Source organism: Arthrobacter bambusae (assembly GCF_022606295.1).
GTDB classification, from domain to species: Bacteria; Actinomycetota; Actinomycetes; order Actinomycetales; family Micrococcaceae; genus Arthrobacter; species Arthrobacter bambusae_A.
This window is the reverse complement of the sequence record NZ_JAHHZS010000048.1, coordinates 1-24,570: the sequence shown is the minus strand read 5'-3', so window position 1 is coordinate 24,570 and position 24,570 is coordinate 1. Positions and strand designations below refer to the sequence as shown.

Below are 24,570 nucleotides of genomic sequence, written 5' to 3'. Positions count from 1 at the left end.
TCAGGCCCCGACACACACTGTCGGGGCCTGACCCACTTAAACAAACAAACACCACCAACACCCGCCACGGCCCCGGGACCCCCGCCCCACCCAAGGTGAGCGCGCGTCCGGCCCGGACCCGCCATATGTGAGCCGGCGTCCCGTCAGAACGCGCCATAGGTGAGCGGGCGTTTGGGAGGGGCCCGTCAGAGGTGAGCGGGCGTTCCGTCAGAAACCGTCATATGTGAGCGGGGGTTCGGCGGATCAAACCCCCGCCCACATATGGCCCGGTTTCCACCAACCCCGGCTCACATATACGCCCGTTTCCCCAAACGCCGGCTCACATATCAACGGTTGTGGCAACACCGGATCACCATTGAGCCGGACCGGACCCCCATCCCCGAGCTGCCCTCAGCAGAAGTGAGCGGGCGTCCGGCCCGGACCCGTCATATGTGAGCGCGCGTCCCGTCGGGACCTGTCATAAGTGAGCGCGCGTCGGGGGCCGGGGAGTTCGCCCGCGGCGGAATTGACCCCCAAATGCGCCCGAAATAGGGTGAATTTGGTCAAAAAAGCGCGGAAACACGCGGAATTTGCTGGCCGTGTCCTCCCAAGCTGGTAAGTTTTCGAACAGTGGCTCGCGCGCATGCCGTGTGTGAGCTCCAAAATCGTAAAGTCCAGGAGGACACAAATGGCTAAGAACCGTAGCGAACTGGTTTCCGAGGTAGCTGGCAAGGCTGGCACCAGCCAGGCCGCCGTCAACTCCGTGCTCGATGCCCTGTTCGAAGTTTTCGAGACTTCTGTCGCCGCTGGCGAGAAGATCACCATCCCGGGTTGGCTCGCCATTGAGCGCACCGACCGCGCTGCCCGCACGGGCCGCAACCCGCAGACTGGCGAGACCATCCAGATCGCCGCTGGCCACAGCGTCAAGCTGACCGCCGGCTCCAAGCTGAAGGCAGCTGTCGCCAAGAAGTAAGACACTTCGGCGAACGCCCTGAAAGGCGGCAACCTGCGGGTTGCCGCCTTTCTGCTTTAACCCGCTCGATTCGCCGCGCCGCCGACGTTAGCGGACAATGGATAGGTGCCGTCAGCCAAAACTCCAGCCACTGCTCCTTCGCCCGCTTCGAAGCCGGGAACCAAGGCAGCTGCCGCCGTGGAAGGGATCTCCTTGCCGTGGCAGCTGGCGGGGTTCGCTGCCCTCTTCCTGGCTCTCGTTGGCGCCCTGATTTTCTCCGGTGCGTCGGCCGCGCGGCAGGTCGCTGATCCGGGCGCGCTGGTCCGCTGGGGGCTGCCCGTCGCCAAAGCCCTCCATAATGTGTCCCTGGCGACTGTCATCGGCGGGCTGATCTTCGCCGTCGCCATCCTTCCCCGGAACGCATCCCGATCCAAGGGCGACGATGCCCCTGAACATCCCGCGTTCAGCCGTGCTTTGGCCGTGGCGGCAGCAGCAGGTGCAGCCTGGACACTCTCCGCCGTCGCGGTCCTCGTGCTGACCTACGCGGACGTGGCCGGGCAGAGGCTCTCCGGAGACGCGCAGTTCACTGCGTCCCTCGTCTACTTCATGACGGACATCCAGACCGGCCAAGCGTGGCTCGCCGTGACGATCATCGCCGCGATTGCCACGACGGCGCTCTTCGGGGTCCGCTCGTTGGCTGGACTCGCGCTCACTCTTGTCCTGGCACTGGGCGGACTGGTGCCAAGCGCGCTAATCGGGCACTCCGCGAGTTCCAGCGACCATGAGGGCGCCATCAATTCGCTTGGCCTTCACTTGGTGGGCGTGTCCGCCTGGGTGGGTGGCATCATCATGCTTGCGGTCCTCTCAGGCGTCCTGCACGGTTCCAAGGCAACCGGCACCAAAGACATCACGGATCAGACCCTTCGCCGGTTCTCCACCTTGGCCGGCTTCGCCTTCGTCCTGGTCTTCGCCTCCGGGGTCGTCAACGCAAGCATTCGCATCACGAGCTTTTCGGCCTTGGTGGGCACCCCCTACGGGCAGATCGTCCTGGCGAAGGCATTGGCCACTGTTGTCCTTGGCGGCATCGGGTTCATGCACCGCAAATGGGTGATCCCGCAGCTGGGCCGCAAGTCGATGTCGACGCGCCGCGTGCTGTGGCAGCTTGTGTTGGTTGAACTCCTGGTGATGGGCGCGACGTCGGGACTCGCCGTCGCGCTGTCCAGTTCGGCACCGCCGCTGCCCACCACCTACGCGCCCGACGCTTCGCCGGCCTTCATCCTGTCCGGGTACGAGCTGCCACCTGAGCTGACGCCCGCACGCTGGTTGACCGAATGGCGCTTCGACTGGCTTTGGGTGGCCGTGGCCCTCTTCGGCGCGGCGAGCTACATCCTTGGCGTGGTCAAGGTCCGCCGGCGCGGTGACTCCTGGTCGTGGTTCCGTACCGTTAACTGGATGATCGGCCTGCTGGTCCTGACATACATCACGTCCGGACCGCCGTCGGTCTACGGCCGCATACTGTTCTCCGCTCACATGGTGGACCATATGGCTTTGACAATGGTGGCGCCGCTGTTCCTGGTCCTGGGTTCGCCCGTGACGCTGGCACTGCGTGCCCTGCCATCCCGCGGCGAGGGATCGCGCGGGGACGGTTCCCGCGGTGTCCGTGAGTGGCTCCTGGTGTTTGTGCACTCGAAATTCTCCCAAGTGGTGACCCACCCGTTGTTTGCTGCCGCGAACTTTGCCGGCTCGATCATCCTCTTCTACTACTCGGACGCGTTCGGCTGGGCGATGCGCGATCACGTGGGCCACGAGCTCATGAACCTCCACTTCACGCTAACCGGCTACATCTTTGTCCTCACCATGATCGGCACGGATCCGCTGCCCCGACGGGCGCCCTACCCCATGCGGTTGCTCCTCTTGCTCGCCACGATGGGCTTCCACGCATTCTTCGGCGTGTCCATCATGGGAGGCACCGGGCTGCTCGCTGCCGATTACTTCGGCAACCTCGGCCGGACCTGGGGGCAATCGGCCTTGCTGGACCAGCAGACCGGCGGCGCCGTGGCCTGGGGAATCGGCGAAGTCCCCACCTTGCTGGTGGCGATCGGCGTCGCGGTCATGTGGTCGCGTTCGGACGCTCGTGAGACGAAACGCACCGACCGGGCCGCGGACAGGAATAACGACGCCGACCTGAATGCTTACAACAATATGTTTGCGCGGCTTGCTGACCGCGATGCGAAACTGATTGATCGGGATTCCAAGCAGCCCGAAAGCAATACCAACCTGGAAGGACGCTGATGAGCGAAACCGTACGCACCCAACTGCGTGTCCGCGCCTCTGAACTGGTGGGCCGTAATTGGCTTAACACCGGCGGAAAAACGCTTGACCTGGAAGCGCTGCGCGGCAAGATCGTGCTGCTGGACTTCTGGACGTTCTGCTGCATCAACTGCCTGCATGTCCTGGATGAGTTGCGTCCGCTTGAGGAAAAGTACTCCGACGTGCTCGTGACGGTCGGCGTGCATTCTCCCAAGTTCGAGCACGAAGCCGATCCCGTGGCCCTCGCATCCGCCGTGGAGCGCTACGAAATCCACCACCCCGTCCTTGACGACCCCGAGCTCGCTACATGGAAGGCCTACACGGCCCGCGCCTGGCCGACGCTGGTGGTAGTGGACCCCGAGGGCTACATCGTGGCGCACCTTTCCGGTGAAGGCCACGCAGACGGCCTCGCCGTGCTCCTTGAGGAGCTGGTGGCCGAGCACGAAGCCAAGGGGACACTCCACCGAGGCGACGGCCCCTACGTGGCTCCCGTCCCGACGTCGGGCACCCTGCGCTTCCCCGGCAAGGCGACCCAGCTGGAGAACGGCAACTACCTTGTGGTCGATTCCGGCCACCACCGGTTGGTGGAACTTCGGCCTGACCTGGAGACCGTCGAACGCGTCATCGGTTCGGGAACGAAGGGTTATCTGGACGGAGTGGCGGAAATTGCGCAGTTCAACGAGCCGCAGGGCGTCGCAGTGCTCCCGCCGTCGCTGGCCTGGCAACTCGGGTACGAGGCAGTGGTTGCCGACACCGTGAACCACCGCCTCCGCGGCGTCACGCTCAGCTCGGGTTACGTGCAGACAGTCGCGGGCAACGGCGTACAGCGCCTGCTCGACGCCGGCCCTGCCCGCGTGACGGAAAGCGGTGCCGGCGTTTGGGCTGAACACCACGACGCCGGACCGGCGGACTTCGCTGCCGACGCACTCGACGTCGGGGTACTGGGCGTTGGGACCGGGGTGTCCCTGTCTTCGCCGTGGGACGTGGTGTGGAGCGAGAAGCTGCAGCGCGTTGTCATCGCGATGGCCGGCACGCACCAGATCTTTGCCTTCGAGCCTCTCAGCGGCGAGGTGTCCATCCTGGCTGGCTCGGGCCTTGAAGGTTTGCTTGACGGAGTTGCCGAGGAAGCCTGGTTCGCCCAGCCTTCCGGCCTGGCCGTGGATGCGGAAGACAACATCTGGGTGGCCGATTCCGAGACCTCGGCGTTGCGCCGTCTGGTCCTTGGCGAGTCCGGTGTGACCGTTGAGTCGGCGGTGGGCAAGGGCCTGTTCGATTTCGGTTTCCGGGACGGCGACGCCACGGAAGCCCGCTTGCAGCACCCCCTCGGTGTCACAGTGCTCCCCGATGGCTCCGTGGCAGTTGCCGACACCTACAACGGTGCCGTGCGGCGCTACGATCCCGCGACCAAGGCGGTGTCCACTTTGGCGCGGGGACTCGCGGAGCCGAGCGACGTCGTCGTGGTCTACCCCGAAGGCGGCGAACCGCTGCTGGTGGTGGTCGAATCCAACAAGCACCAACTGGTCCTGGTTCCCATCCCCAAGGAAGCCCAGCAGGTGGACGAGGGAGCCTCCCAGACGCAGCGGCCCAAGAGTCCCGTGGCGCCGGGGAAGCTGGAACTCACCGTGCGCTTCACGGCCCCGACCGGGCAGAAGCTCGACGACCGCTGGGGCGATCCCACGCAGCTGAAGATCTCGTCGACCCCGCCCGAGCTGCTGATTTCCGGTGGCGGCACGTCCGTGGGCCTGCTGCGGACACTGGAGTTGTCCGCGGATGTGCCTGACGGGATCCTCCACATCACGGCCCGTGCCGCTGCGTGTGACGGCCCGGAGACCGAGGACGGCGAAATCCCGGATCACGCCGCGTGCCACCTGTACCAGCAGGACTGGGGCATCCCCGTGGTCCTGCAGGCCGACGGGGATTCCGAGCTGGTGCTCGATCTGCGCGGGATGGACTAAGCAGGGGCTTTCGGGGGCGCAGCCTAGAAGCTCACCATTGGAGTGACCGTGATGGTGTCTGTGCCTATGTCCAGCCGTGTGGTGAAGCTGAAGTCGTGAACGGCGCTGAGATCGCCGACCTGCCCGCTGAAGAGATCGATTTCACGGGCTGTGACCTTGGCCTTGCCGTTGAGGGGAGCCACGACCCACTGCCCGTTGAAGGGGTCGATGCTGACCTTCGGATATTCCGTGATCTGCCATTTGATGGTGCCGTCCACCACCCGGCTGTTGGTGACATGGTAGAACGGGCAGTCAGGTTGGAGTTTTTGCTGCTTGGTGGCGTCAGCGGCGCAGGTGTCCAGGAATTCCTTGACCTTGTCGCTCACTACCTTGATCATGGCGTCCGTGGGCTTGGTCAGAAGGTTGAGGGGTGACTGGGGCAGGGCGCCCGTGGTCACCGAAGTATTGGTCGCCGGCGCCGAGAAGTATTTTCCGGTGAGACTGGCTTCGTACTGGCCGGGGTAAAACACGGCAAAGCTGTTGCGGCCATTGGGCAGGTTCACCGGGACGCCGTTCAGGCTCGCCTCGTTGGCGTTCACCGCGGTGACCTCGATGGTCGGCAAGGATGACGGCACGAAGGACCACTTGCCGAAGAACAGCCACTCGGTGCCCGTCCGTTCAAGCAGGAAATCTGAGTGCAGCGCTTTGCCGTCGATCTGGTAGTCCATGGGGACCGTCACCCGGTTGCCGCCCCGGGATTCGGCGTTGCCCAGCTTGACGTCGGTGATCTTCGACGCCGCCGTCTGGAGGGCTGTACCGTCCAGCATGGCGGCATTGGCGTTGGGCACTGACGCGTGCAGGAGCCCGAGGGCTTCCCCGCCATGCCCCTGCTGGAGGGCCGAGAGGTAGTCGCGCACCTGCTGCTGCGGGCTGGCGATGGAGTTGCTCACCAGGTTGATGGAGACGATCGCAGCGGCCACGGCAAGCATCAGACCGAGCAGCCACCCGGCCGCGGTCTTGACCAACGCTTGACTCAACTGCACGCCCTTTACGTTACCCGCCGGTTTGGCAATACCTTGCCATCGTTTCCCTCACGTGACGGCTGTACACGCTTTGGGGGAAGGGCACGACGGCGGGTGGCAGCTCCGCTTCAGCCGCGCCGACGCGAGGGGAGCAGGTCAGTTTCGCCATGCACAGACGGCACAGGCCCGCGATGCAACGGTATAGTGCCCGGATGGATGACAAAGCGATTCTGCTCAAATATCTGCGCGCCCGCCGGAGCGAGCTCCTCGCCAAGCTCGACGGACTCGACGAGTACGACGTCCGCCGGCCCATGACCCCCACCGGCACCAACCTCCTGGGATTGGTCAAGCATGTGGCCAGTGTGGAGCTTGGGTATTTCGGGGAGGTCTTTGGCCGGCCGAGCGGCCGGGACTTGCCGTGGTTCGCCGACGATGCCGAACCTGACGCGGACCTGTGGGTTGTACCGGAAGAGAGCCGGGACGGGATCATCAAACTGCATCGCTTCTCGGCTGAGCACAGTGATGCGACGATCGAGTCACTGCCGCTGGACGCTCCCGGGGAAGTGCCGTGGTGGCCGGAAGAACGCCGTCACGTGACGCTCCATCAAATCCTGGTGCACATGTGCGTCGAGACGGCCCAGCACTTGGGGCATGCCGACATACTTCGGGAGCTCATCGACGGTTCGGCCGGGAAGGGCCCCGGAGACTTGAACTTGTCACAGCGAAGTACCGAAGAATGGGCTGATCACCGGGCCAGGATCGAGGCCGCGGCGCGCCAGGCTGTGGGATAGCAATCCGGGGGTGAGATCTCGGCCCTTTGAGCTAGCCAAAGGCCCGAGATCTCACGTCTCGATGAGCTCCAGGTCCTTCGTGAACGCCAAGTGCTTGATCTCTTCCGGATCCGCGTCGACGTCGAAGAGCGCGGTGTAGCCCGTGGCCAGGTAGAGGTTCTTGGCCTCGGGCTGCCGCGGGCCGGTGGTGAGGTAGATCCGCCGGTAGCCGCGCCGCGACGCCTCGGCCTCCAGTTCCGAGAGGACCACCCTGGCCAGTCCACGACGCCGGTGCGCCGAATGCGTCCAGATCCGCTTGAGCTCTGCCGTGCCGGAGTCGTAGCAGCGGAATGCCCCGCCAGCCACGGTTTCCCCGTTTTCCTGAAGGATGAGCAGGGCACCGTGGGGCGCGGCAAACTCGTCCGCTGGGTACCTGTTGAGTTCCTCGGCCGCGCCACCGCTGCCGAAGAGGTCGCCGTAGCGCGTGGTGTATTCGACGGCGAGTTCGTCCAGGAGGGGCCTGACGCGGGGATCGCTCATGGGCACGGTCAGGACCGAAAGGCCCGACGACGGCAGGGTTGGCGTTGTTGTCATGACATGCCTTTCGTGAATGTGCCCAACTGACTCGCAGTTGTTGTCGTTATGAGGCGTCAAAACGACAACAAATGCGAGTCAGTTGGGTGGGCGGGGCTGGTTGGGTGGGCGGAGAGTTCGGACAGGAGGCGGCGGGCCAGGGCGTCGTTCTCGCGGAACGGTGCTGCGTTGGTTCCGGGCCGCGCGAACGCACCGGCGCCCCAACCCGAGGTCCAGGGTCCGACGGCGAAAAGCCCCGCCTGCCGAACGCCGTCGGGACCCAGGACTTCGTGTGAACTCGAGACCAACAGCTTACCGGTGGAGTGTGGGCCGTCCGAGGTGGGGAGCGACTGTTCGGTGCCCCATCCGGCGTCGTGCAGGTCCGCCAGCGCGGGGTTGGCCGATCGCGCCACCGACGGCGACGGCAACCGTGCCTCGATGTACGCCGCCGCATCAACCACCACCGGCGATTGGAAGGAACCGGCCACGAATCGGCCGCTGGCCTCGTCAGGACGCACCCACATGCCCGGTCCCAGGAACTGCAGCAGCCCGGCGCGATGCAGGGCGAGGATTTCGCGCAGCCGGTGCGGCGGCGGGCCGGAATCCACGAAACTGAAGAAGCCGTGCCACCAACCATGCACCGCTTGTTGGGAGCGCGAATTGAGCCGCTCCTGGGGGACAAACCGGCCGAGTTCCATGTAGACCCGGAGCAGGGCCGTGAATAAGGCGAGGGTTTCCGAGTGGTCGGGACTCGTGCGGAGCGTGAGATCCCGTTCGATGTGTTTCGCCACGGATCTCTGCACCGCGGCATGGTCCGGGAAGGCGCAGCCGCTGAACGGTTGGTCGAGGGCCTCGAGGTCGAGCCGCAGGGCCGGGTCCGGGATGGCCGCGGCTATGAGGTTCTCGCGGTCGCGGCTGTACCAATCCAGGGCATCGAAGCGTGCCGAAAACTCGTCCCAATCGCCGCGAACGCGATGTGGGTAGCCGGTGAAGAGCTCGCGGTAATAGGCGTAGCCGGCGTCCTTGGCGATGAGCGGCCACAGCTGGATCCGGAAATCCAGCTCCTCGTGGGCGGCGAGCAGCAATTCCACGGCGTCCGCGGTGAAGTACCGCGGGGCGCCGACGGGTTCGCCGCGCAGGGCCGACGAGATCTTGGAGTGGTAGGGGACGCCGCGCCGTGATCCTGCCCAGAGCCGCGGTTCGGTGCCGGACGGCACATAGTCCAGGCCGCCGTCGGGCCTGTCTTCGAAGCGGCCGCCGCGGCCCTCGAACAAGAGCACCAGCAGGTCCACGAACGCGAGCCCCATGCCCGAAACCAGGACGTCCTGGCCGGGTGCGATCGCCGAATAGTCGACGTCGGTGGTGTACGACGGCGCCGCGTGGAACCCGCCGTGGCGTGCGGCGAAGTCCGCCAGACGCGCTGACTCCGGCCCGGCTTGGGAATCCGTGTGCCCCAGCGAATACACCACGATGTCCGCCTCCACGACCCCACCGGAGGCGAGCCGCACGCGGTACTTCGCGCCGCCGTCGGGCGCTGCCGGACCTTCCGGAGAGTAGCGTTCGACGGCGGTGGCCGTGTCCCGGTGGACCGTCACCGCGACGTCCTGGCCGAGGGCCGCGACGGCCCGCCGGAAGAACCACTCGAGGTACTTGCTCTGGAGCTGGCGGCTGGGAAAGGACGCCGGTGTGAGCGTCCGGAGCTGCTCAAGAAGGTGGGTTTCCAACTGCGGGACGTCGCGGATGGAACCGTCGAGCACGCCGGCTGCCCAGGTAGCCAGGCCCGGACCGTCGACGGCGGGTCCGTCGCAGGCCACGGAGCTGTCGGTGAACATCGTGACGTCTGCAGCCGTGGAGTTGAGCAGGAGTCCCGGGTTCTGGTCATAGCGCCAGATCCTCCCGGAACCGGGTTCGTACGGCTCGACGATATGGATGGCGAGGGGGCCGGCGAAAAGGCCATTCCTGTTGGCCGCGAGGCGTTCGAGGATGCCGGCTGAGCGCGGACCACCGCCAATGAACACGATGGTGGGGGCGAAGGGCGGCATGACAACTCCTGTTGGCGGTGGCTGGTGCTACCCGAGCCTAGGGACGTGGCGGGCCCTTGGTCGAGGCGCTGGTAACGGCCGTTCACTGCGCGTCACGGTGGGTCAACGAGCGCAAAGAACGGACTCATATGGCTCCGTATGAAGCGGCGCGAAGCGCCATGAAGCCCGATGAAGAAGTGCAAAAATCCGCCTTGCAGCCGCTTCGAGAATGCCCCTAGGTTGGCAGCCATCCGATCAAACAAGCGATACGAAGCGAGGTGGCGCATGAGTTCAGCAGCAACCACAGTGGCGCAGTCCGCACAGCAATCTGCACCGGAACCGGCGCCGGCCAGCGCCTTTTTGGAACACAGCGCCGTCGAGGAAAGCCCGACGGCGGCCGCGGCCCAGGGTGCCGCGGCCCAGGGTGCCGTCGCCCGGCCGGCAGCTGGCTACTCCGGCTACAAACTGGTCCCGGCCCGGCATCCATGGCGCTGGGTAGGCACAGCTGTGGTGGCGCTAGGCGTCGTGGCGGTGGCCTGGTCCCTCGCGACGAACCCGCGTTGGGAGTGGGGCGTGGTGGCGCAATGGTTCACCGCGCAGTCAGTGGTGAACGGCCTGGTGGAGACACTCAAGCTGACGGCCATCTCCGGCGCGCTCGGCTTTGTCCTCGGCTTCATCCTGGCGCTCATGAGGCTCTCGGCATCGCCGCTGCTGCTCTCTGTGTCCTGGACGTTCTCGTGGATCTTCCGTTCCACACCGTTGTTGGTGCAGATGCTGCTTTGGTACAACCTGGGCTACCTCTACGAGAAGATCAGCTTGGGCATCCCCTTCACGGATATCCGATTCTTCGAGGTCCAGACCACCACGCTCATCAGCCAATTCGCAGCCGCCGTCCTGGGCCTGACCCTCAATCAGGCGGCGTACTCTGCGGAGATCATCCGCGGCGGCATCCTCTCGGTGGACCCAGGCCAGCTCGAGGCAGCCGCGGCACTGGGCATTCCGGCCTGGCGACGCTCCACCAGGATCGTGTTGCCGCAGGCCATGCGGGCCATCCTCCCGACGGCTTTCAATGAGATCATCGGCCTGGTCAAGGGCACCTCGATCGTCTACGTCCTGGCCTATTCCGAGCTGTTCTACACCGTGCAGGTCATCTACAACCGTACCCAGCAGGTACTTCCGCTGCTTCTCGTGGCGACCCTCTGGTACGTGGCCATTACCTCGGTCCTGAGCATCTTCCAGTACTACATCGAGCGGCACTACTCGAAGGGCGCCGTTCGCAACCTGCCGCTCACTCCGTTGCAGAAGGCGAGGAAGTTCTTTTCCACCCACCCAGCCGTGAATTTTGACCGAGCGAAGGATGCCCGATGAGTACCGCCGAAAGCCCGACGACGGCGGCGCCCGCCGCCGCTGCAACCCGCGGCCACGTGGAAATCACCAACGTCCGCAAGTCTTTTGGGGGCACCGAAGTCCTCAAGGGTGTTTCCCTGACGGTGCCGCCAGGCGGCGTCGCCGTGATCGTGGGACCCTCCGGCTCAGGGAAATCGACCCTGCTACGCACCATCAACCACTTGGAAAAGGTGGACGGCGGGTACATCACCATCGACGGCCAATTGGTGGGCTACCAGCTCCGTGGGAACAAGCTGCACGAACTGCGTGAAAAGGACATCCTCGAGCAGCGCACCGACATCGGCATGGTGTTCCAGAACTTCAACCTGTTCCCGCACCTCACCGCGTTGGAAAACGTGACCGAAGCACCCGTCGTCGCGCTCCACCGGAACAAGGCCGGAGCGCGCAAGCGTGCGCTGGAACTCCTGGACCGGGTGGGACTCAAGGACCGGGCCGATGCCTATCCGCGGCAGTTGTCCGGCGGCCAGCAACAGCGTGTTGCCATCGCACGGGCGCTGGCCCTTGACCCCAAGATCCTGCTCTTCGACGAACCCACTTCGGCGCTGGATCCGGAGCTCGTCAACGAGGTCCTCGATGTCATCCGCGAACTCGCCACCTCGGGTACCACGTTGATCATCGTCACGCACGAAATGGGCTTCGCCCGGGACGTTGCGGACACCGTGGTCTTCATGGACGAAGGGCAGATCGTGGAGCAGGGCAGTCCCCGGGAGATCTTCGCGAATCCCCGTGAACCCCGGACGCGGAGCTTCTTCTCCAAAGTCATCGAACCAGCTTTCAACATCTGAGGAATCTTTGAAAATGCCACGCATCAGAACCAGGCTTCTCGCGCTAGCGGTGCTGCCCGCCGTCGTACTCCCGGCGCTCGCTGGCTGCTCCGACCCGGGCGCGTCCGCTGCCGCGGCCAGTCCGTCCGCGAGTGCGGCCCGCAACGGAGTCGTCTACAACACCTCGCCCGAGCAGAACCGCATCCGGGCACAGAAGGACCCCACCGCGGCAGCCGCGGTTCCCGCCGCGATCGGCAAGGACGGCAAACTGACCGTTGCCACCACCGCCGGATCCATCCCGCTGTCCTTCCACGCCACGGATGACAAGACCCCGATCGGCGTCGAGGTAGACATTGCACAACTCGTGGCCGACAAGCTGGGCCTCGCGCTGGACGTGCAGGTGACCTCGTGGGAGAACTGGCCGCTCAAGACGCAGTCGGGGGATTTCGAAGCTGTGTTCTCGAACGTCGGCATCAACAAGGACCGGGTGAAACTGTTCGACTTCTCCACCTACCGCGCCGCGTACATGGGCTTCGAAGCAAAGAAGTCGTCCACGTACAACATCAAGGGCGCGGATGACATCTCCGGGTTGAAGGTCTCGGTGGGCTCGGGCACCAACCAGGAGAAGATCCTCTTGGCCTGGAACAAGGACCTCGAATCCCGCGGCAAGGCCCCGGCAACCCTCCAGTACTACTCTTCCGACGCCGACACCATCCTGGCGCTCTCCTCCGGCCGGACAGACTTGAACATCGCACCCTACCCGTCCGTCTCCTACCGCGAGAACACCCGGAACGACCTGAAAGTGGTGGGCAAAGTCAATGCCGGCTGGCCCTCCGAGACCCTCGTCGCGGCTACCACCCTCAAAGGCAACGGCCTGGCTCCGGCCATCACGGATGCCTTGAATTCGGCCATCAAGGACGGTTCCTACGGCAAGGTCCTGGCGCGTTGGGGCCTGAGCGAAGAAGCGCTGCCGGAATCAAAGACCGTGACCGAGGCCAACTTCGGCAGTGCCCAGACAGGGAAAACACAGTGAAGTTCCAGGTACTCGACATCATTCCGCACCTGAAGAACCCGGTGACGGGGGAAATCGTTTCGACGGCGGAGCGGCTCAACCAGGTGGTGGAGACTGCGCGCCGGGCCGAGGAACTGGGTTTCGACAGTTTCGCTGTAGGGGAGCGGCATGCCGGTGAGTTCATCTCTTCGTCCCCGACGACGGTCCTCGCGCTCGAGGTCATCCCGGCGGTCCGCGCAGCCGCGCCCACCACCTTGTGGGAGCCGACGGATCCCTACGGCGGTCGTCCGGAGTTCGCCGGAGCCACGTCGCCTGACGCCGCGGGAACCGTCACCGCAGACCACGCAAACCACAGGAGGAATCATGCCTACGCCCACTGAAACGGCTGCCCCCACCACAGCGGCCTTCACCGCCGCGTGGCAGGAATGGCACGCCGCGCATGAGCGCCACCGCGCCGATCCGCACGGATTCCTCGCCGTCACCCACCTGCATTGGCTTGGGCATTCGCATCGGCCTGGCGGCGCGGCTCCACTGGACGGGGTGCCCGGCATCTGGAGTGTTGAGAACGACGTCGTCACCGTGGTTTTGGGGGTAGGCGAAAGCCTGCTTCGGGACGGCCACGAACTCAACCCCGACGCCGCAGGGGCCACCGTCACTTTCGGCCCGATCGCCGAACGCGACGGCCTCACCCTCAAGTCGGGGGACGCCGTCGTCGAGCTTGCCAAGCGCGGCGGCGAGTACATCGTCCGGCCGCGGCACCCCGGGAACCCGCTGCTCAATGAATACCGCGGCACACCGGCATACGCGCCCGATGCTTCGTTCGCCGTGAACGGTACGTTCGTGCCGTTCGAGTCTCCACGTCCCACCACGGTAGGCGCCGCCGTTGAGGGCATCCAGCACGTCTACGAAGCACCGGGCGAGCTCCATTTCACGCTCGCGGGCCAGGACCTGGTGCTGACGGCCTTCAATGGACATGCTCCGGGCACGCTCTCGGTGTTGTTCACGGATGCGACCTCGGGCAAGACCACTTATGCGGCCAATCGCTCGCTCACGGTTGTCCCGGATGGGGACGGATCCGTGGTGCTCGATTTCAACCGTGCGGTCAACCTGCCGTGCGCCTACACGGACCTTGCCACGTGCCCGTTGCCGCCTGCAGAGAACCGGCTGGCCGTGGCCATCGAAGCCGGCGAACAGATTCCATACGAAAGGCGGGAACAGCAATGAGCGGCAACACCCAGTCTGGCTTTTTGGCTCTGGAGCTCGACGGCGACGGCGCCCACCCAGCCGCCTGGCGCAAAGCCCGGCATGTACCGGATGGGTTGCTGAACGGTGCGCGGATTCGGAGCACAGTCTTGGCGGCGGAGTCGGCGGGGTTCCATGTGGCGACGTTCGCCGATGGGCCGGTGAGTTCCGGACGTGACGTTGCCGGCCGCCTGAACGCCTTGCAGCGGGCCGCCTTCGCCGGGCCGGTGACAAGTTCGATTGTGCTGGTCCCTGAAGTCGACACGGTTTACACCGAGCCCTTCCACGTTTCGACGCAGCTGGCGAGCCTTGACTATGTCTCGGGCGGACGTGCCGGTTGGCTCGTCGCGGCGAGTGGCTCCGCGGAGGAGGCAGCCGCCGTCGGGCGCTCTTTTGCTGAAGGGGCCGCCTTGGCGCAGGAGGCTGCGGCGTCCGTGGAAGTGAGCCGGCGGCTCTGGGATTCCTGGGAGGACGGCGCCGTGATCCGGGACGTGGCCACCGGGCGGTACCTCGACGTCGACCAACTCCACTACGTCGACTTCGAGACGCCAGCCGATTTCGCGGGGCCCGGGTATTCCGTGAAGGGGCCCTCCATCATTCCGCGCCCGCTGCAGGGGCAGTTGCCCGTGGTTGCGCAGGCCGGCTTGCTTCCTTCGGACGCCGATGTGGTGCTGGTGTCCGCTCCGACGCCTTCACTGCTCGTGGCGGAGGTTGCGGAGGTGCGTCGGGCTATTGCTGGGGGCGGCGCCGTTGTTGGGGGCGGCGCGACCCGTGCGGGAGGCGCCGCTGTAGTGGCGGAGCTCGACGTCGTCCTTGACGCGCGCGGGCAAAGCGCCTCCGGGCGGCTCGCCGAATTGGACGCCTTTACTCCGTGGTCCAGTTCCCGAGCGCGCTTCGTCGGCACGGCCGCGGAGCTCGTTGATTTCCTGGCGGAGCTGCTTGTGGTGGCCGACGGCGTGCGGCTGCATCCCGCTGTCCTGGACGTAGAGCTCGAGGAGCTGGCGCAGTTGGTGCTGCCCGAGCTTCGGCGCCGCGGGGCGCTTAAGCCTGTTGCCCAGGGCGGCACGTTCCGGGAATTGCTGGGTCTTGAACGGCCGCTGAACCGGTACGCGAGCGTTGGCTCGGAAAACTGAGGAGAGAACATGACACAGCACAACCGTGCTAAATTCCAGCCGAGCGGGACAATCCAGTTCGGGATCTTCTTCCAGGGCGTCAACTCCGGCACCATCTGGAAGGCGCCCGAATCCGGTTCGCAGACTGACTTTGAGTCATTCCGGAGGATCGCCCAGACCGCCGAGCGTGGGCTGTTCGCTGCCTTCTTCCTGGGCGAAGGCCTGCGCTTGCGTGAACACCTCGGCCGTCCGCATGCTTTGGATGTCGCGGGCAGGCCGGACGCGCAGACGGCGCTCGCGGCGCTCGCGTCGGTGACGTCGAACATCGGGCTCGTGGCAACGCAGAACACCACGTATAACGATCCCGCCGACCTCGCTCACCGGCTCGCCTCGCTCGACTTGCTCTCCGGCGGGCGGGCAGCCTGGAACATCGTCACCACAGATAACGCGTGGACCGGGGCCAACTTCCGGCGGGGCGGCTACCTGGACCATGCCGATCGCTATGTCCATGCCGAAGCCTTCGTGGAGACCGCCAAGAGGATTTGGGATTCGTGGGAGGACGGGGCGGTTTCCTCGTCCGTTTCCGCGGATTCCTGGGCGGTTCCATCGCATGTCCGGAGTGTGCACCACTCGGGGCAGCACTATTCCGTGGACGTCACGCCCCGGTTGCCGCGCAGCGCCCAGTACAGGCCGGTGTTGTTCCAAGCCGGCGACTCTCCCGAGGGCCGTGACTTCGCCGCCCGCCAGGCGGATGTCATCTTCTCGGCGCACCCGAAGTTCGACGATGCCGTGGAGTTCCGCGCCGATATCGTCTCGCGCTCCCTGGCGGCCGGGCGGGGTGCCAACGACGTCCAGATCATGCCCGCCAGCGAGTTCATCCTCGCGGCGACCGACGAGGAAGCGCGCGAAAAGAAGGAATGGGTCCGCAGCCTGCAGATCGGGCCGCAGCAGGCAGTTGCGTACCTGGAACAGTTCTGGGGCCGGGAGTTGTCCGCCTACGATCCCGATGGTCCGCTGCCGGAGATCGATCCGGTGGTAGAGGAGACCTCCGAGACCCGGGGCAGTGGTTTCCACGGTGCCAGGGCCCTGCAGCTCGCCGAGCAGTGGCGCGCCGAGGCCAAGGAGAAGGGCCTGTCCATCCGGCAGTTCGTGAGCTCCCGGACGTCAAGGGTGGACGCGACGTTCACCGGATCCTACGCAGCGGTGGCCGACACCCTGGCCGAATACGCCCGGGTGGGTGCCGTGGACGGTTTCAACATCTCGCCCTGGCTCATCCCCACGGGCCTGGATGACATCGTGAACCATCTTGTGCCCGAGCTTCAGGAACGCGGTGTGTATCCCACGGAGTACGCCGGCTCGACCCTCCGAGAGAACCTGGGGCTGGCGACGCCGGTGCGTTCGGAGGCGTTTTGAATCGGTGAAGCTTTGAACTTCCATCGATTGCTTCGTAGACGCCGTTTTGAGCGTCCAAAACGGCGCTCTGGGCCCACGCCGGCACGGTTTCCTGGCCGAACTTGTGAGGCGAGGGGGCCGGTGGGGAACGGCGGATACAACCATGACGGACTAGTGCGGCTCAAATTAACAGTGTGGGAACAGTGGCTCTAGAACGGATTCATCAAAGAACCGGAAGACCTGATGAGAACGTCCACCTGATCCGGGGTTCCAAGGCAAAGCCGTGGCCTTGGTGGAGGCGGCGAGCCGGGCTCGTGTCTCTGCGGTTACGAGATGACGTGGCGTGTAGCGTTTAGGGCACCTTCACCGGGCATTTAATCGGGCGGGTCACACGGGAATCAGAGAGTGCCTGCACATCGGTTTTCTCGAAGCTCAGGCGTGAAGGTGGCGAGCTGTCCGGCGGAGGACCGGCTTACGGACGTCACCGAGTTCGGTGCCGTGGCCAGCAGGGGGATGGTTTTGAACACGGGTCCTGTGGTTTCGTGCTCCGCGTGGCTGTCGAGCAGGGAGGTGCATGTTGCTACTGTTCAGATGGTGGGAAGAACTTGGGCGGGGTTTAGGAAGAAGCGGACGCCGCACGAGGTGTGGTCAGAGTGGAAAGCCGCGGATGAGGCGGGGGACTCCAGCCTTGCGACAGTTCTGGCCTCCGAGCTGCTGGAGCTGACACCTGAGTCCTATTACAGCTGGTTTCAGGCCGGTCTGCTGTCCAAAGCCCTTGGCAACTGGCCGGAAAGCCTGGACCGCAACGCGCAGGCACTGAGACTCTTTACATCGAAAGATGCCGAGGAGTTCAACGGCGCCAATCCTGCTGCCTGGAACATGGGCATCGCATCAACAGCGTTGCGTGATTGGTCCAAAGCCAGGGATGCGTGGGCCGCCTACGGTCTGCATAGATTTCAAATCGAGTCCGGGCCCATCGACGTCGATTGCGGCATGGCTCCCATCCGGCTGAACCCCGACCAGGCCAGCCTCCCTCACCAGGTCCTGTTTTCGGTTGGGGAGACTGAGGTGGTTTGGTGCTGGCGCCGGAGTCCGGCCCATGCAATCATCGCGAGCGTTCCCCTGCCGGAGTCCGGCCATCGTTTCCGAGATACGGTGCTTCACGACGGGGAACCCAAAGGGACCCGGAGGCTCGATGGACAGGAGGTTTCGGTCTTCGACGAGCTGGGACGTCTTGAAGATTCCGGTGTTCCTACATGGCAGGCGCAGATAGTGGGTGCGACCGATGAGGATATCCAGGCGCTGTCGGAGCTCCTCGGACAGCGGGGGCTGGGGCTCGACGATTGGTCTGGAATCCGGCTGATGTGCTCGAAGTGTTCGCACGGCGCACCCGATGACGGACACGAACACATCTCCTCCACTTCAGAGGATGCGATACGACTTGGCCTTGCAGGGCACGAAGCCGACCTCGGCAGTGTTATTGACGATTGGCTGGCCGGCAGGCATGGCATCGACGTGCTCGCCCTCGACCTGCTCTGGTAGTCCGCAACGTCCGGTCAGCCGATTCAGAGAACTCGGCGGATGCGGCGGCGCGATAGCCTCGGGTGCTCCCCTGATTAGACGGCCCAATCCGCAGCGTCCGGTGAGGGATCCCTTACCGGGCACCCCACCGGCGCAACTCGAGCCCGGCTGCACCACATAAGATGCACGGCTACCTCCACTTGCCGGGGCTTCCGGCAAGGAGCTTGACGGAATCATTTTCAGGGCGAAGACCCTGGACTTGCGGATTCTCCACGACCTGACAGTACAGCCGTTGCTAGCCTGTCCAGCGACTCCGGTCTTGCGGCGAGGTCCACGTTGCCCTCGTCTGTCAGTAAGGTCACGGATTGGTACCCGTATACCGGCATATATTTGCGCTCCTTGCCGGCGACTTTCCGGCGCTCCGGAAGGACTTCCTGCACTTTCAACTCCGTCGGCCGTCCGGATGGCTCCAGGTTGCCGTAGACTGCGGGCTGGAACCGGATGGATCCCGCGCCGGGCGTTGCAATGCCTTGGTTCCAGATACCGCTGAGCGAATCTGGACGGGAGTCCGGGTAGCGGATAAAAGCCCTGAACTGGCCGTTTTGGTCGAGGCGCTGCTTGGTCTTACGTACATTTCGTACGTTGAACAGTGCGAAAAGCCAGTAGACCAAGGTGTTCGTGAAAGTCCTGAACAGGACGGTTGCAGGGTCGCCTGCATCAAAGACCAGCCAAGCAGAGGCTACCAAGACGAAGACCAGAACGTAACCGAACGCCAAGGTCAGATACGGGTGCCCCCGGACCCACTTCTTCATTACGACCTTCCCGTGCGGGGGCGACTGGCACTCATCCGACCTGAGCCTGGTCCAAGGCCCTATTTAGCCCGTCGATGTCATCTACGTCGTAGAAGGCGACCGCCTGTCCCATGCCGAGGCTGAAAAAATCGAGCCCCGTATTCTGGTACATGCCCAAAAGGCCCATAAGGCCTTGGTATCCGAACGTCACGCTTACATGCCGCCCGTCCCTGGCCCGGTCCACCTTTGTGGGCATCGCGATGACTGGGGAATCGGCTACTGACCTGTCCCCCGTGCAGACGATGGCACGCGAATTGGTCAGGCCGTAGATCGTTGCTCTCTTCCGCCGCTTTTTGAAGATGAAACGCCCGAAAATGAAGTAGAGGCCCACCAGAACAAAGGGAATGCCCCAGATGACAAAAGGGGCTGCCTGACTGTCGTAATGGCCGCAACCTCCCAAAGGACCGCAAACCCTCCCCAGAGGACACTGAACGGCACAAGGAAGGCGTCAGCCGAAGTGAAGCGAACCCGCGGATCCGGTTGTCCCACCCACAACAATCGCTCACCTTGGCGGAGGAGGGGAAGGAGGCGGCTTCGTGGATCGTTCATGCCGGAAGTCTTGCACAGCCCGCTCCCTACTGGAATGGGCGGCACTACCGAAACCTCGAGACCGAGATTCGCATGCCTTACGGCGCCCGTAAGCCGATTGTCATATGGGACAGCAGCTCCCGACGGCCAGGCCCACGCTTGCGCCATCACCCGACCTCTTTCTTCTTCCGTCGACCGAAGAACTCGCAGCTGATTGCCCGTCACTACCGGACTCGCCTAAGAGGTCTTGGAATCATGGTGGCCTCCTGTTCGGCAGTATCGGCGAGACTACTGTGGGCTGCCGCCCCTCCGGACGAGCTGAGAGTCCTCGAGCCGATGGTGACCAAAACCGCCCTGATCACACTTCTGGCAGTCCTGGGTAGGGTTTTACCTCCGGGTGTCCGCGATCACCCCCCCCGATTGGCGTCACCTTCCACGACACGACGCGACATCGTTCATCGCGGTCATTGGAACGATCGGCATGGCTGTCGCCAGTATCCCGGCTCTCCGTGAGGCTATTGAGGATCCGGAGAACCTTGGTGTGGGGCAGGTCTAGCGGGCCAGATGGTCAGGGCACGTCCTGCGTCCTGTTCGTACACGATGCTGTCTTCATCCGAGCGTTCAGCGCCTTGGTTCCCGCCGGTTCCTGGTTGGTCTATGCTGCGGTTTGCGGCCATTGCACGCAGGCTGAGATGTGGTGCCGGGCGGGCTCCCAGCGTGCTTCCCCCGCTGACGTCAAGGGTGGCGCCCGTGGTCCGGGAAGCGTGAGCGGAGAGTAGGAACGCGACAGCCTCGGCAACGGTCTCGGGGTCACTGATCCCGCCGAGCACGGCGAAGGTGGACAGGTATTCGCGGACCTCGTCGATACGGAACGCGCTATGCCCGTTGTCGGTAAACCCGGGGATCACGGTGTTGATCCGGATCGCGCGTGTTGCGAGCCATTCTGCCGCGTTCATTGTGAGGGACTCGATCGCGGCCTTGCTCATGGCATAGACGATGTCGCCAGGACTTGAGAAGTGTGCGCCTGCAGAGGATACGTTCACGATGCTGCCACCTGGGTGCATCCGGGTGACGAGCCGCTGTGTTAGGAAGAATGGGGCCTTCACGTTGAGTGCAAAGTACTCGTCGAACTGAGCCGGCGTCGCGTCGGAGAACGACGGACCGAGGAGTTTCGCGGCGTTGTTGACGAGGGCATGTAGAGCATGTGTCGGTTGCGAACGGAGGAGATCGTCGACTGAATCCACAAGTTGACCCACTCCTTCCTCGGTTCGTAAGTCAGCTTGCACCATCGAGCATGTGCCGCCGAGTTCCCCAACTTCGCGTTGAAGTTTCGATGCCCGGTCGGAGTTGCTCGCGTAGTGAGCGATGACTACCGCGCCGCCGACGACGAGCCGATGGACGATTGCAGTGCCGATGCCTCCGGTGGCGCCGGTGACCACGGCGACATGCTGCGGATGCTCAGCCATGTTGCGCCCAAATGGGGTGCATGCTGTATTTCGGAATGCGTTCGGCGCGGATCGGATCACGCATCACGGAGTTCAACTGAGGTTTCGCGTCGGACAAGCATAAGGATCGTCTTGAGTATGGCCTCAAGCCTCGCGGGTGCCTCAGTCCAGGCGTTTGCGGGACGCCAAGAGGTCCTTCGTTCCCATGCCCGCAGCGACGATGAGCCAGACGGTCTCGTCGAGATTGACCCTGTCATGAAGCAGCCCCATGTCCTTGGCTTCATCGAGTTGTCTGAACACGAAGTCACGCCAGACGGCGAACGGATCGAGCCGTCGTTCGGGAAAGTGTTGCCGGGACTCATCCGCCAGGCGGACTCCAGCCCTGACGACAACATCGTTGGCCAGGTCGGCGCCGATGGAACGAAAGACGTAAAGCAGACGTTCGATAGGATCGCTGGTTCGTTGGTCTGCTTCCCGTTGAGTTCGTTGCATGCATTCACGTTCGTAATCCAGGACAGCCGCTCCCAGCGCGTGCATCGTGGGGAACCACATTTCGAGATTCTCGATGGGCACGTGAACGATCGCTGCGATCCGCTCAAGAGTGACGGTGGTGTAAGGTTCAGCGGCAAGCATTTCGGCGGCGGCCTGGAGAATGGATCCGCTCGATGATGCATCCTGCCCGAAGGAGCCGGCGCTTGCGGGTGCACCCGGATAGCCATAAGAGTCCTTGCTCATGGTTGCCGGGCTTCTTCGTAGGCCAATGCTGCCCGTGCCGTTACACCGGATGACGCCTTTGAGTCGACTCGAACATCGTGGAGCTGCCGGCCGGTTCCGGCGACGGTGCGGTCGCGAACGAGACGTGTAGATGTGTGAAGAGATGCGGGCACACGTGTCGGGGGAGAAGGGAGTCTGAGCTGCATGGTGCGCATCCATAGATTGCCCGCGCCTGATCTGCCTGTCTGCGCTGACTCGTAGATTGCAACCTGAGTGAGCTGTCCCATGGTGACCAAGTAATCGACGGCCGTCAGTGCGGGCCAGAAGACGGACTCCAGCCCTCCCGGTGTCCGCGCGTCTGAGGCCGGGCCGGAAAACTCGTGTTCTGCGCTAAGAGTTTGCTGGGTTGCTTTGTACGCGGTGAGCAGTGTTCGCGAAACTGTGTTCCTATAGAGCCCGCCATATACCGTGCTGCCAGCGGGCGGCGGCCACTCTGTTTCTCTTCGCGCGTCGCCGGTTGCATTTTGCGTGGACAGGGTCAGCCGGGCGCGGATGTTTCCGACCACCGCAGCGACCACAAGTGTATGCCCGTAAACGTCGATTTCGACTGCAAGCGGCACCCGGTCCAGTTCAAGCCATGGCACGCTGCCGGATCTCAAGTCAACACACTGAACCCAGCAGTTTCCCAGCACCCCTGGGAAGTCGACCGGGTCCGATTGTTCAAGGAGCACCAAGGGAAGAACGATTGCGTCGACGGAACTCAGGTGTGCGACGCGGACACCACCGTCGGGGTTAGTCGACCAGTCCTGCGGATACACAACCGAACCTACGGCTTCGAGTGGGTGCCCTGGTCTCCTGCGGCCGGAGGCTTCCACCAGGTGTGACACCCGGCGGTAACCCGCAGCGAAGTAGCGGCCGTTTGCCGGCCCAAGAGCCTCCTCGATCGAAACCCCAATCATGCTGCTACGTTACAGACCTATCTGTATTTTTAGAAGCATTTTCCCGGCTGTGTGCCGAGGGCGCTTGATAAGGTTACGTAGTGACGAATAATCAAACAGGGCGCCCTTTCGTCCCGGGCATTACGGAAGCCCTGATCCAGGCCGCTGAGCGGATCATGGTAACCGAGGGTTTCTCGGGACTCTCCATTGACGGGCTCGTCACGGAGGTGGGCACGACAAGGCCTACGTTCTACCGCCGGTACCCCAGCATCGCCCATCTCGCCTTCGAGGTCATTGAGGCCCGTTTCGGAACCGGCATGCAGGTCGACACCGGTTCACTATACGGAGATCTCCTGAAGCTTCAGCGTGAGGATATCGCCATGTTCGCTTCTCCGCTTGTCCGAAACAACCTGCCTGGACTTCTGGAATCTGTTCGCACGGACCCGAGGGTGCGCGACAGGTACCGTGACGATTTCGTCGGCCCGCGTCGCGCGAACGTCGCGAGAGTGATAGCTGCGGCAGTCGAACGTGGGGAGTTGGCCGACCGGAGCGTCGACGTCGATATGGTGTGCGACCTACTTGTTGGCCCTATCCTGGCTCGCACCTTGCTGCCCGTGGCGGTGTCCGCCGATGACCGTCTCGCCCGGCAAACCGCACATTTTGTAGTGGGCTATCTCCAATCGACGGTCGTGGAGTGACGGAACCCCACTAGCAGCTGATCACGACCGATCGCACTGTTGGCTTGACACGGCTGGGCTTCTCTTTGCGGCGCCGAGGGTGATGTGTCGATCGCTTCGTCCGGATACTGAGTCGTCATGCGTCACGACGATCACGGCTTTGCCGGCCTCGGCCAGGGTTCTGGTGAGGGTCAGGACATGGTCGCGGTTGGCATTGTCGAGGGAGCCTGTTGGTTCGTCGGCAAGGATCATCTGGCACGGTTTGAGGATGAGGCGGGCAATGGCGAGACGTTGTTGTTCTCCGCCTGAGAGTTCGTAGACTTTGCGATTCGGGTCAAGGTCGAGGCCTACCCGTTCCATCGCGCTTGCCCGGGAATCGCTTTTTTCCTTGCGCGTTCCCGGGGTGTAGGTTTGTGCGATCTTGAGGTTTTCGGTCACGGTCGCGTTGTCGATCAAGGCGTAGTTCTGAAAGAGATATCCAAGGCGCAGCCTCAGGTGCAAGCGTGCGCTGCGGCTACCCGGGTGAGGGGCGCGGCGGCCGAATAACTTGATCTCGCCCCTGTCAGGCCGATCAAGCAGGCCAAGCATGTTAAGGACGGTTGTCTTCCCGCTTCCGCTTGGACCTGTAATAGCGACGATCTCGCCTGAGTGCACCTTCAAGCTCAGGTCCGAGATGATTTCATGGCCCCGGAAACCTTTATGGACATTCAGGAATTCGCATACGACGTCGGACATTAGAGTTCCCCTTTCAGGATGTTGGGAGTGCGCCGCCGTTCTGTGAGCCACAGGACTCCTACAGCGACCAGGCCCTGAACGGCGCTGACGGCAACAGCCGCGGTGAGCGTGGAGAGCGGCCCGGTGTCGGCAAAGGAGAACGGCCGGAAACCGGCCAATACCAGCCCGGAACCGAGCACGGCCTGGACAGCCCACACAATTGCTCCAAGCTTGATGAACTCGCGGTAGCGCCTCCATGTTGACAGGCCGAACAGGCCGCGGACGACGATCCTGCGCGCGAACCGCTCGAACGCGATCGTCAATGTCTGCGCGGTGACAATGATGAGCAATACCACCAGAGCGGCCAGCACGATCGTGGTGTTGCGGAGGCTCTCCTGGAGGTGGCCGATCTTGGCGAGCTGATATTCGTTGATGGTTACCAGGTGACGCAGGTTGTCGTCCAAGCTCAGCCTTTTGAGCAGGGGCCGGAGGGCTGTGATCGTGGCCTGGGAGCTCCCTTCTACCAGCGGGACCTTCAGTCCGGCGCTGGCGTCACCCGTGACGGCGTTGAGCCGGTCCACCCCCAGGCTGTTGGCCCGGGTGATCACTTCAACGATGGGGTCCTCCACCGAGCCGCCGGAGGAGGTGGCGACGTCGGGGTTGAATGTGAAAATTCGCTGGCGGTTGTCCGT

22 protein-coding genes and 1 pseudogene are annotated in these 24,570 nt (G+C 63.9%); 13 read left to right on the top strand and 10 right to left on the bottom strand.

The features are described from left to right. Positions 1 to 667 precede the first annotated feature (667 nt). The 3 genes from KNN17_RS20630 (at position 668) to KNN17_RS20620 (ending at position 5,196) form a co-directional block, all read left to right on the top strand. Positions 668 to 952 (top strand): HU family DNA-binding protein, encoded by a 285-nt coding sequence (locus tag KNN17_RS20630; protein WP_184739845.1) that lies wholly within the window; start codon positions 668 to 670, stop codon positions 950 to 952. Positions 953 to 1,057: 105 nt separating this feature from the next. Next, positions 1,058 to 3,223, top strand: a complete 2,166-nt coding sequence (locus KNN17_RS20625) for a cytochrome c oxidase assembly protein (protein WP_241710721.1) — start codon at positions 1,058 to 1,060, stop codon at positions 3,221 to 3,223. After that, positions 3,223 to 5,196: an NHL domain-containing thioredoxin family protein gene (locus tag KNN17_RS20620; protein ID WP_241710720.1), complete on the top strand. Its 1,974-nt coding sequence runs from the start codon at positions 3,223 to 3,225 to the stop codon at positions 5,194 to 5,196. Before KNN17_RS20625 ends, KNN17_RS20620 begins: the two co-directional genes overlap by 1 nt. A gap of 23 nt (positions 5,197 to 5,219) precedes the next feature. Here the strand turns inward: KNN17_RS20620 and KNN17_RS20615 are convergent, their stop codons facing one another. After that, complete coding sequence (locus KNN17_RS20615; protein ID WP_241710722.1) at positions 5,220 to 6,212, bottom strand: hypothetical protein; 993 nt, start codon at positions 6,210 to 6,212, stop codon at positions 5,220 to 5,222. Between the two features lie 197 nt (positions 6,213 to 6,409). Here KNN17_RS20615 and KNN17_RS20610 point away from each other — a divergent pair, with 197 nt between their 5' ends. Further along, entirely contained in the window at positions 6,410 to 6,988 is a 579-nt protein-coding gene (locus KNN17_RS20610) for a DinB family protein (RefSeq protein ID WP_241710719.1), read from the top strand. 51 nt (positions 6,989 to 7,039) lie between these two features. On the opposite strand, the gene KNN17_RS20605 is transcribed toward KNN17_RS20610, so the two are convergent. Together KNN17_RS20605 and KNN17_RS20600 are read right to left on the bottom strand one after the other, a co-directional pair. Next, a complete protein-coding gene (locus KNN17_RS20605) occupies positions 7,040 to 7,561 on the bottom strand; it encodes a GNAT family N-acetyltransferase (RefSeq protein ID WP_241710718.1) in 522 nt (173 codons plus the stop codon). A 56-nt stretch (positions 7,562 to 7,617) separates the two neighbouring features. Further along, positions 7,618 to 9,582 (bottom strand): FAD/NAD(P)-binding protein, encoded by a 1,965-nt coding sequence (locus tag KNN17_RS20600; protein ID WP_241710717.1) that lies wholly within the window; start codon positions 9,580 to 9,582, stop codon positions 7,618 to 7,620. A gap of 264 nt (positions 9,583 to 9,846) precedes the next feature. Here KNN17_RS20600 and KNN17_RS20595 point away from each other — a divergent pair, with 264 nt between their 5' ends. The 8 genes and pseudogenes from KNN17_RS20595 (at position 9,847) to KNN17_RS20560 (ending at position 18,032) form a co-directional block, all read left to right on the top strand. Beyond that, complete coding sequence (locus KNN17_RS20595) at positions 9,847 to 10,929, top strand: amino acid ABC transporter permease (RefSeq protein ID WP_241710716.1); 1,083 nt, start codon at positions 9,847 to 9,849, stop codon at positions 10,927 to 10,929. Then, entirely contained in the window at positions 10,926 to 11,753 is an 828-nt protein-coding gene (locus KNN17_RS20590) for an amino acid ABC transporter ATP-binding protein (RefSeq protein ID WP_241710715.1), read from the top strand. Before KNN17_RS20595 ends, KNN17_RS20590 begins: the two co-directional genes overlap by 4 nt. A 13-nt stretch (positions 11,754 to 11,766) precedes the next feature. Then, on the top strand, positions 11,767 to 12,765 hold the full coding sequence (locus KNN17_RS20585; protein WP_241710714.1) for an ABC transporter substrate-binding protein: 999 nt from the start codon (positions 11,767 to 11,769) through the stop codon (positions 12,763 to 12,765). Next, positions 12,762 to 12,957 (top strand): annotated as a pseudogene (locus tag KNN17_RS20580) (LLM class flavin-dependent oxidoreductase); the annotation flags it as partial. The gene KNN17_RS20585 and the pseudogene KNN17_RS20580, both read left to right, overlap by 4 nt. A 150-nt stretch (positions 12,958 to 13,107) precedes the next feature. Further along, positions 13,108 to 13,968 carry a DUF1684 domain-containing protein gene (locus KNN17_RS20575; RefSeq protein WP_241710713.1) on the top strand — a complete coding sequence of 287 codons (861 nt, stop codon included), beginning with the start codon at positions 13,108 to 13,110 and terminating at the stop codon, positions 13,966 to 13,968. Beyond that, the gene (locus tag KNN17_RS20570) at positions 13,965 to 15,119 is read left to right on the top strand and encodes an LLM class flavin-dependent oxidoreductase (protein WP_241710712.1); all 1,155 of its coding nucleotides are present in this window, start codon (positions 13,965 to 13,967) and stop codon (positions 15,117 to 15,119) included. The genes KNN17_RS20575 and KNN17_RS20570 overlap by 4 nt, the downstream gene beginning before the upstream one ends. Positions 15,120 to 15,128: 9 nt before the next feature. Further along, positions 15,129 to 16,511, top strand: coding sequence for an NtaA/DmoA family FMN-dependent monooxygenase (locus tag KNN17_RS20565; RefSeq protein WP_241710711.1), 1,383 nt, complete (start codon positions 15,129 to 15,131; stop codon positions 16,509 to 16,511). Positions 16,512 to 17,081: 570 nt separating this feature from the next. Then, positions 17,082 to 18,032, top strand: a complete 951-nt coding sequence (locus KNN17_RS20560) for a tetratricopeptide repeat protein (protein ID WP_241710710.1) — start codon at positions 17,082 to 17,084, stop codon at positions 18,030 to 18,032. A 218-nt stretch (positions 18,033 to 18,250) separates the two neighbouring features. Here KNN17_RS20560 and KNN17_RS20555 read toward each other — a convergent pair whose 3' ends face one another. From KNN17_RS20555 to KNN17_RS22715, 5 genes are all read right to left on the bottom strand, one after another. Next, a complete protein-coding gene (locus KNN17_RS20555; protein WP_241710709.1) occupies positions 18,251 to 18,823 on the bottom strand; it encodes a hypothetical protein in 573 nt (190 codons plus the stop codon). A 31-nt stretch (positions 18,824 to 18,854) separates the two neighbouring features. Then, positions 18,855 to 19,193, bottom strand: coding sequence for a hypothetical protein (locus tag KNN17_RS20550; RefSeq protein WP_241710708.1), 339 nt, complete (start codon positions 19,191 to 19,193; stop codon positions 18,855 to 18,857). Positions 19,194 to 19,905: 712 nt separating this feature from the next. Continuing rightward, complete coding sequence (locus KNN17_RS20545) at positions 19,906 to 20,856, bottom strand: SDR family NAD(P)-dependent oxidoreductase (protein ID WP_241710707.1); 951 nt, start codon at positions 20,854 to 20,856, stop codon at positions 19,906 to 19,908. A gap of 141 nt (positions 20,857 to 20,997) precedes the next feature. After that, positions 20,998 to 21,570, bottom strand: a complete 573-nt coding sequence (locus KNN17_RS20540; RefSeq protein ID WP_241710706.1) for a TetR/AcrR family transcriptional regulator — start codon at positions 21,568 to 21,570, stop codon at positions 20,998 to 21,000. Next, positions 21,567 to 22,508, bottom strand: coding sequence for an AvrD family protein (locus KNN17_RS22715; protein WP_284763823.1), 942 nt, complete (start codon positions 22,506 to 22,508; stop codon positions 21,567 to 21,569). Before KNN17_RS22715 ends, KNN17_RS20540 begins: the two co-directional genes overlap by 4 nt. Positions 22,509 to 22,588: 80 nt before the next feature. Between KNN17_RS22715 and KNN17_RS20535 the strand changes: the two genes are divergently transcribed. Continuing rightward, positions 22,589 to 23,185, top strand: a complete 597-nt coding sequence (locus tag KNN17_RS20535) for a TetR-like C-terminal domain-containing protein (protein WP_241710705.1) — start codon at positions 22,589 to 22,591, stop codon at positions 23,183 to 23,185. 21 nt (positions 23,186 to 23,206) lie between these two features. Here KNN17_RS20535 and KNN17_RS20530 read toward each other — a convergent pair whose 3' ends face one another. Both KNN17_RS20530 and KNN17_RS20525 read right to left on the bottom strand, forming a co-directional pair. Continuing rightward, entirely contained in the window at positions 23,207 to 23,899 is a 693-nt protein-coding gene (locus KNN17_RS20530) for an ABC transporter ATP-binding protein (protein ID WP_241710704.1), read from the bottom strand. Next, the coding region (locus tag KNN17_RS20525) for a DUF1430 domain-containing protein (protein ID WP_241710703.1) at positions 23,899 to 24,570 on the bottom strand (672 nt) is incomplete at its 5' end. The genes KNN17_RS20530 and KNN17_RS20525, both read right to left, overlap by 1 nt.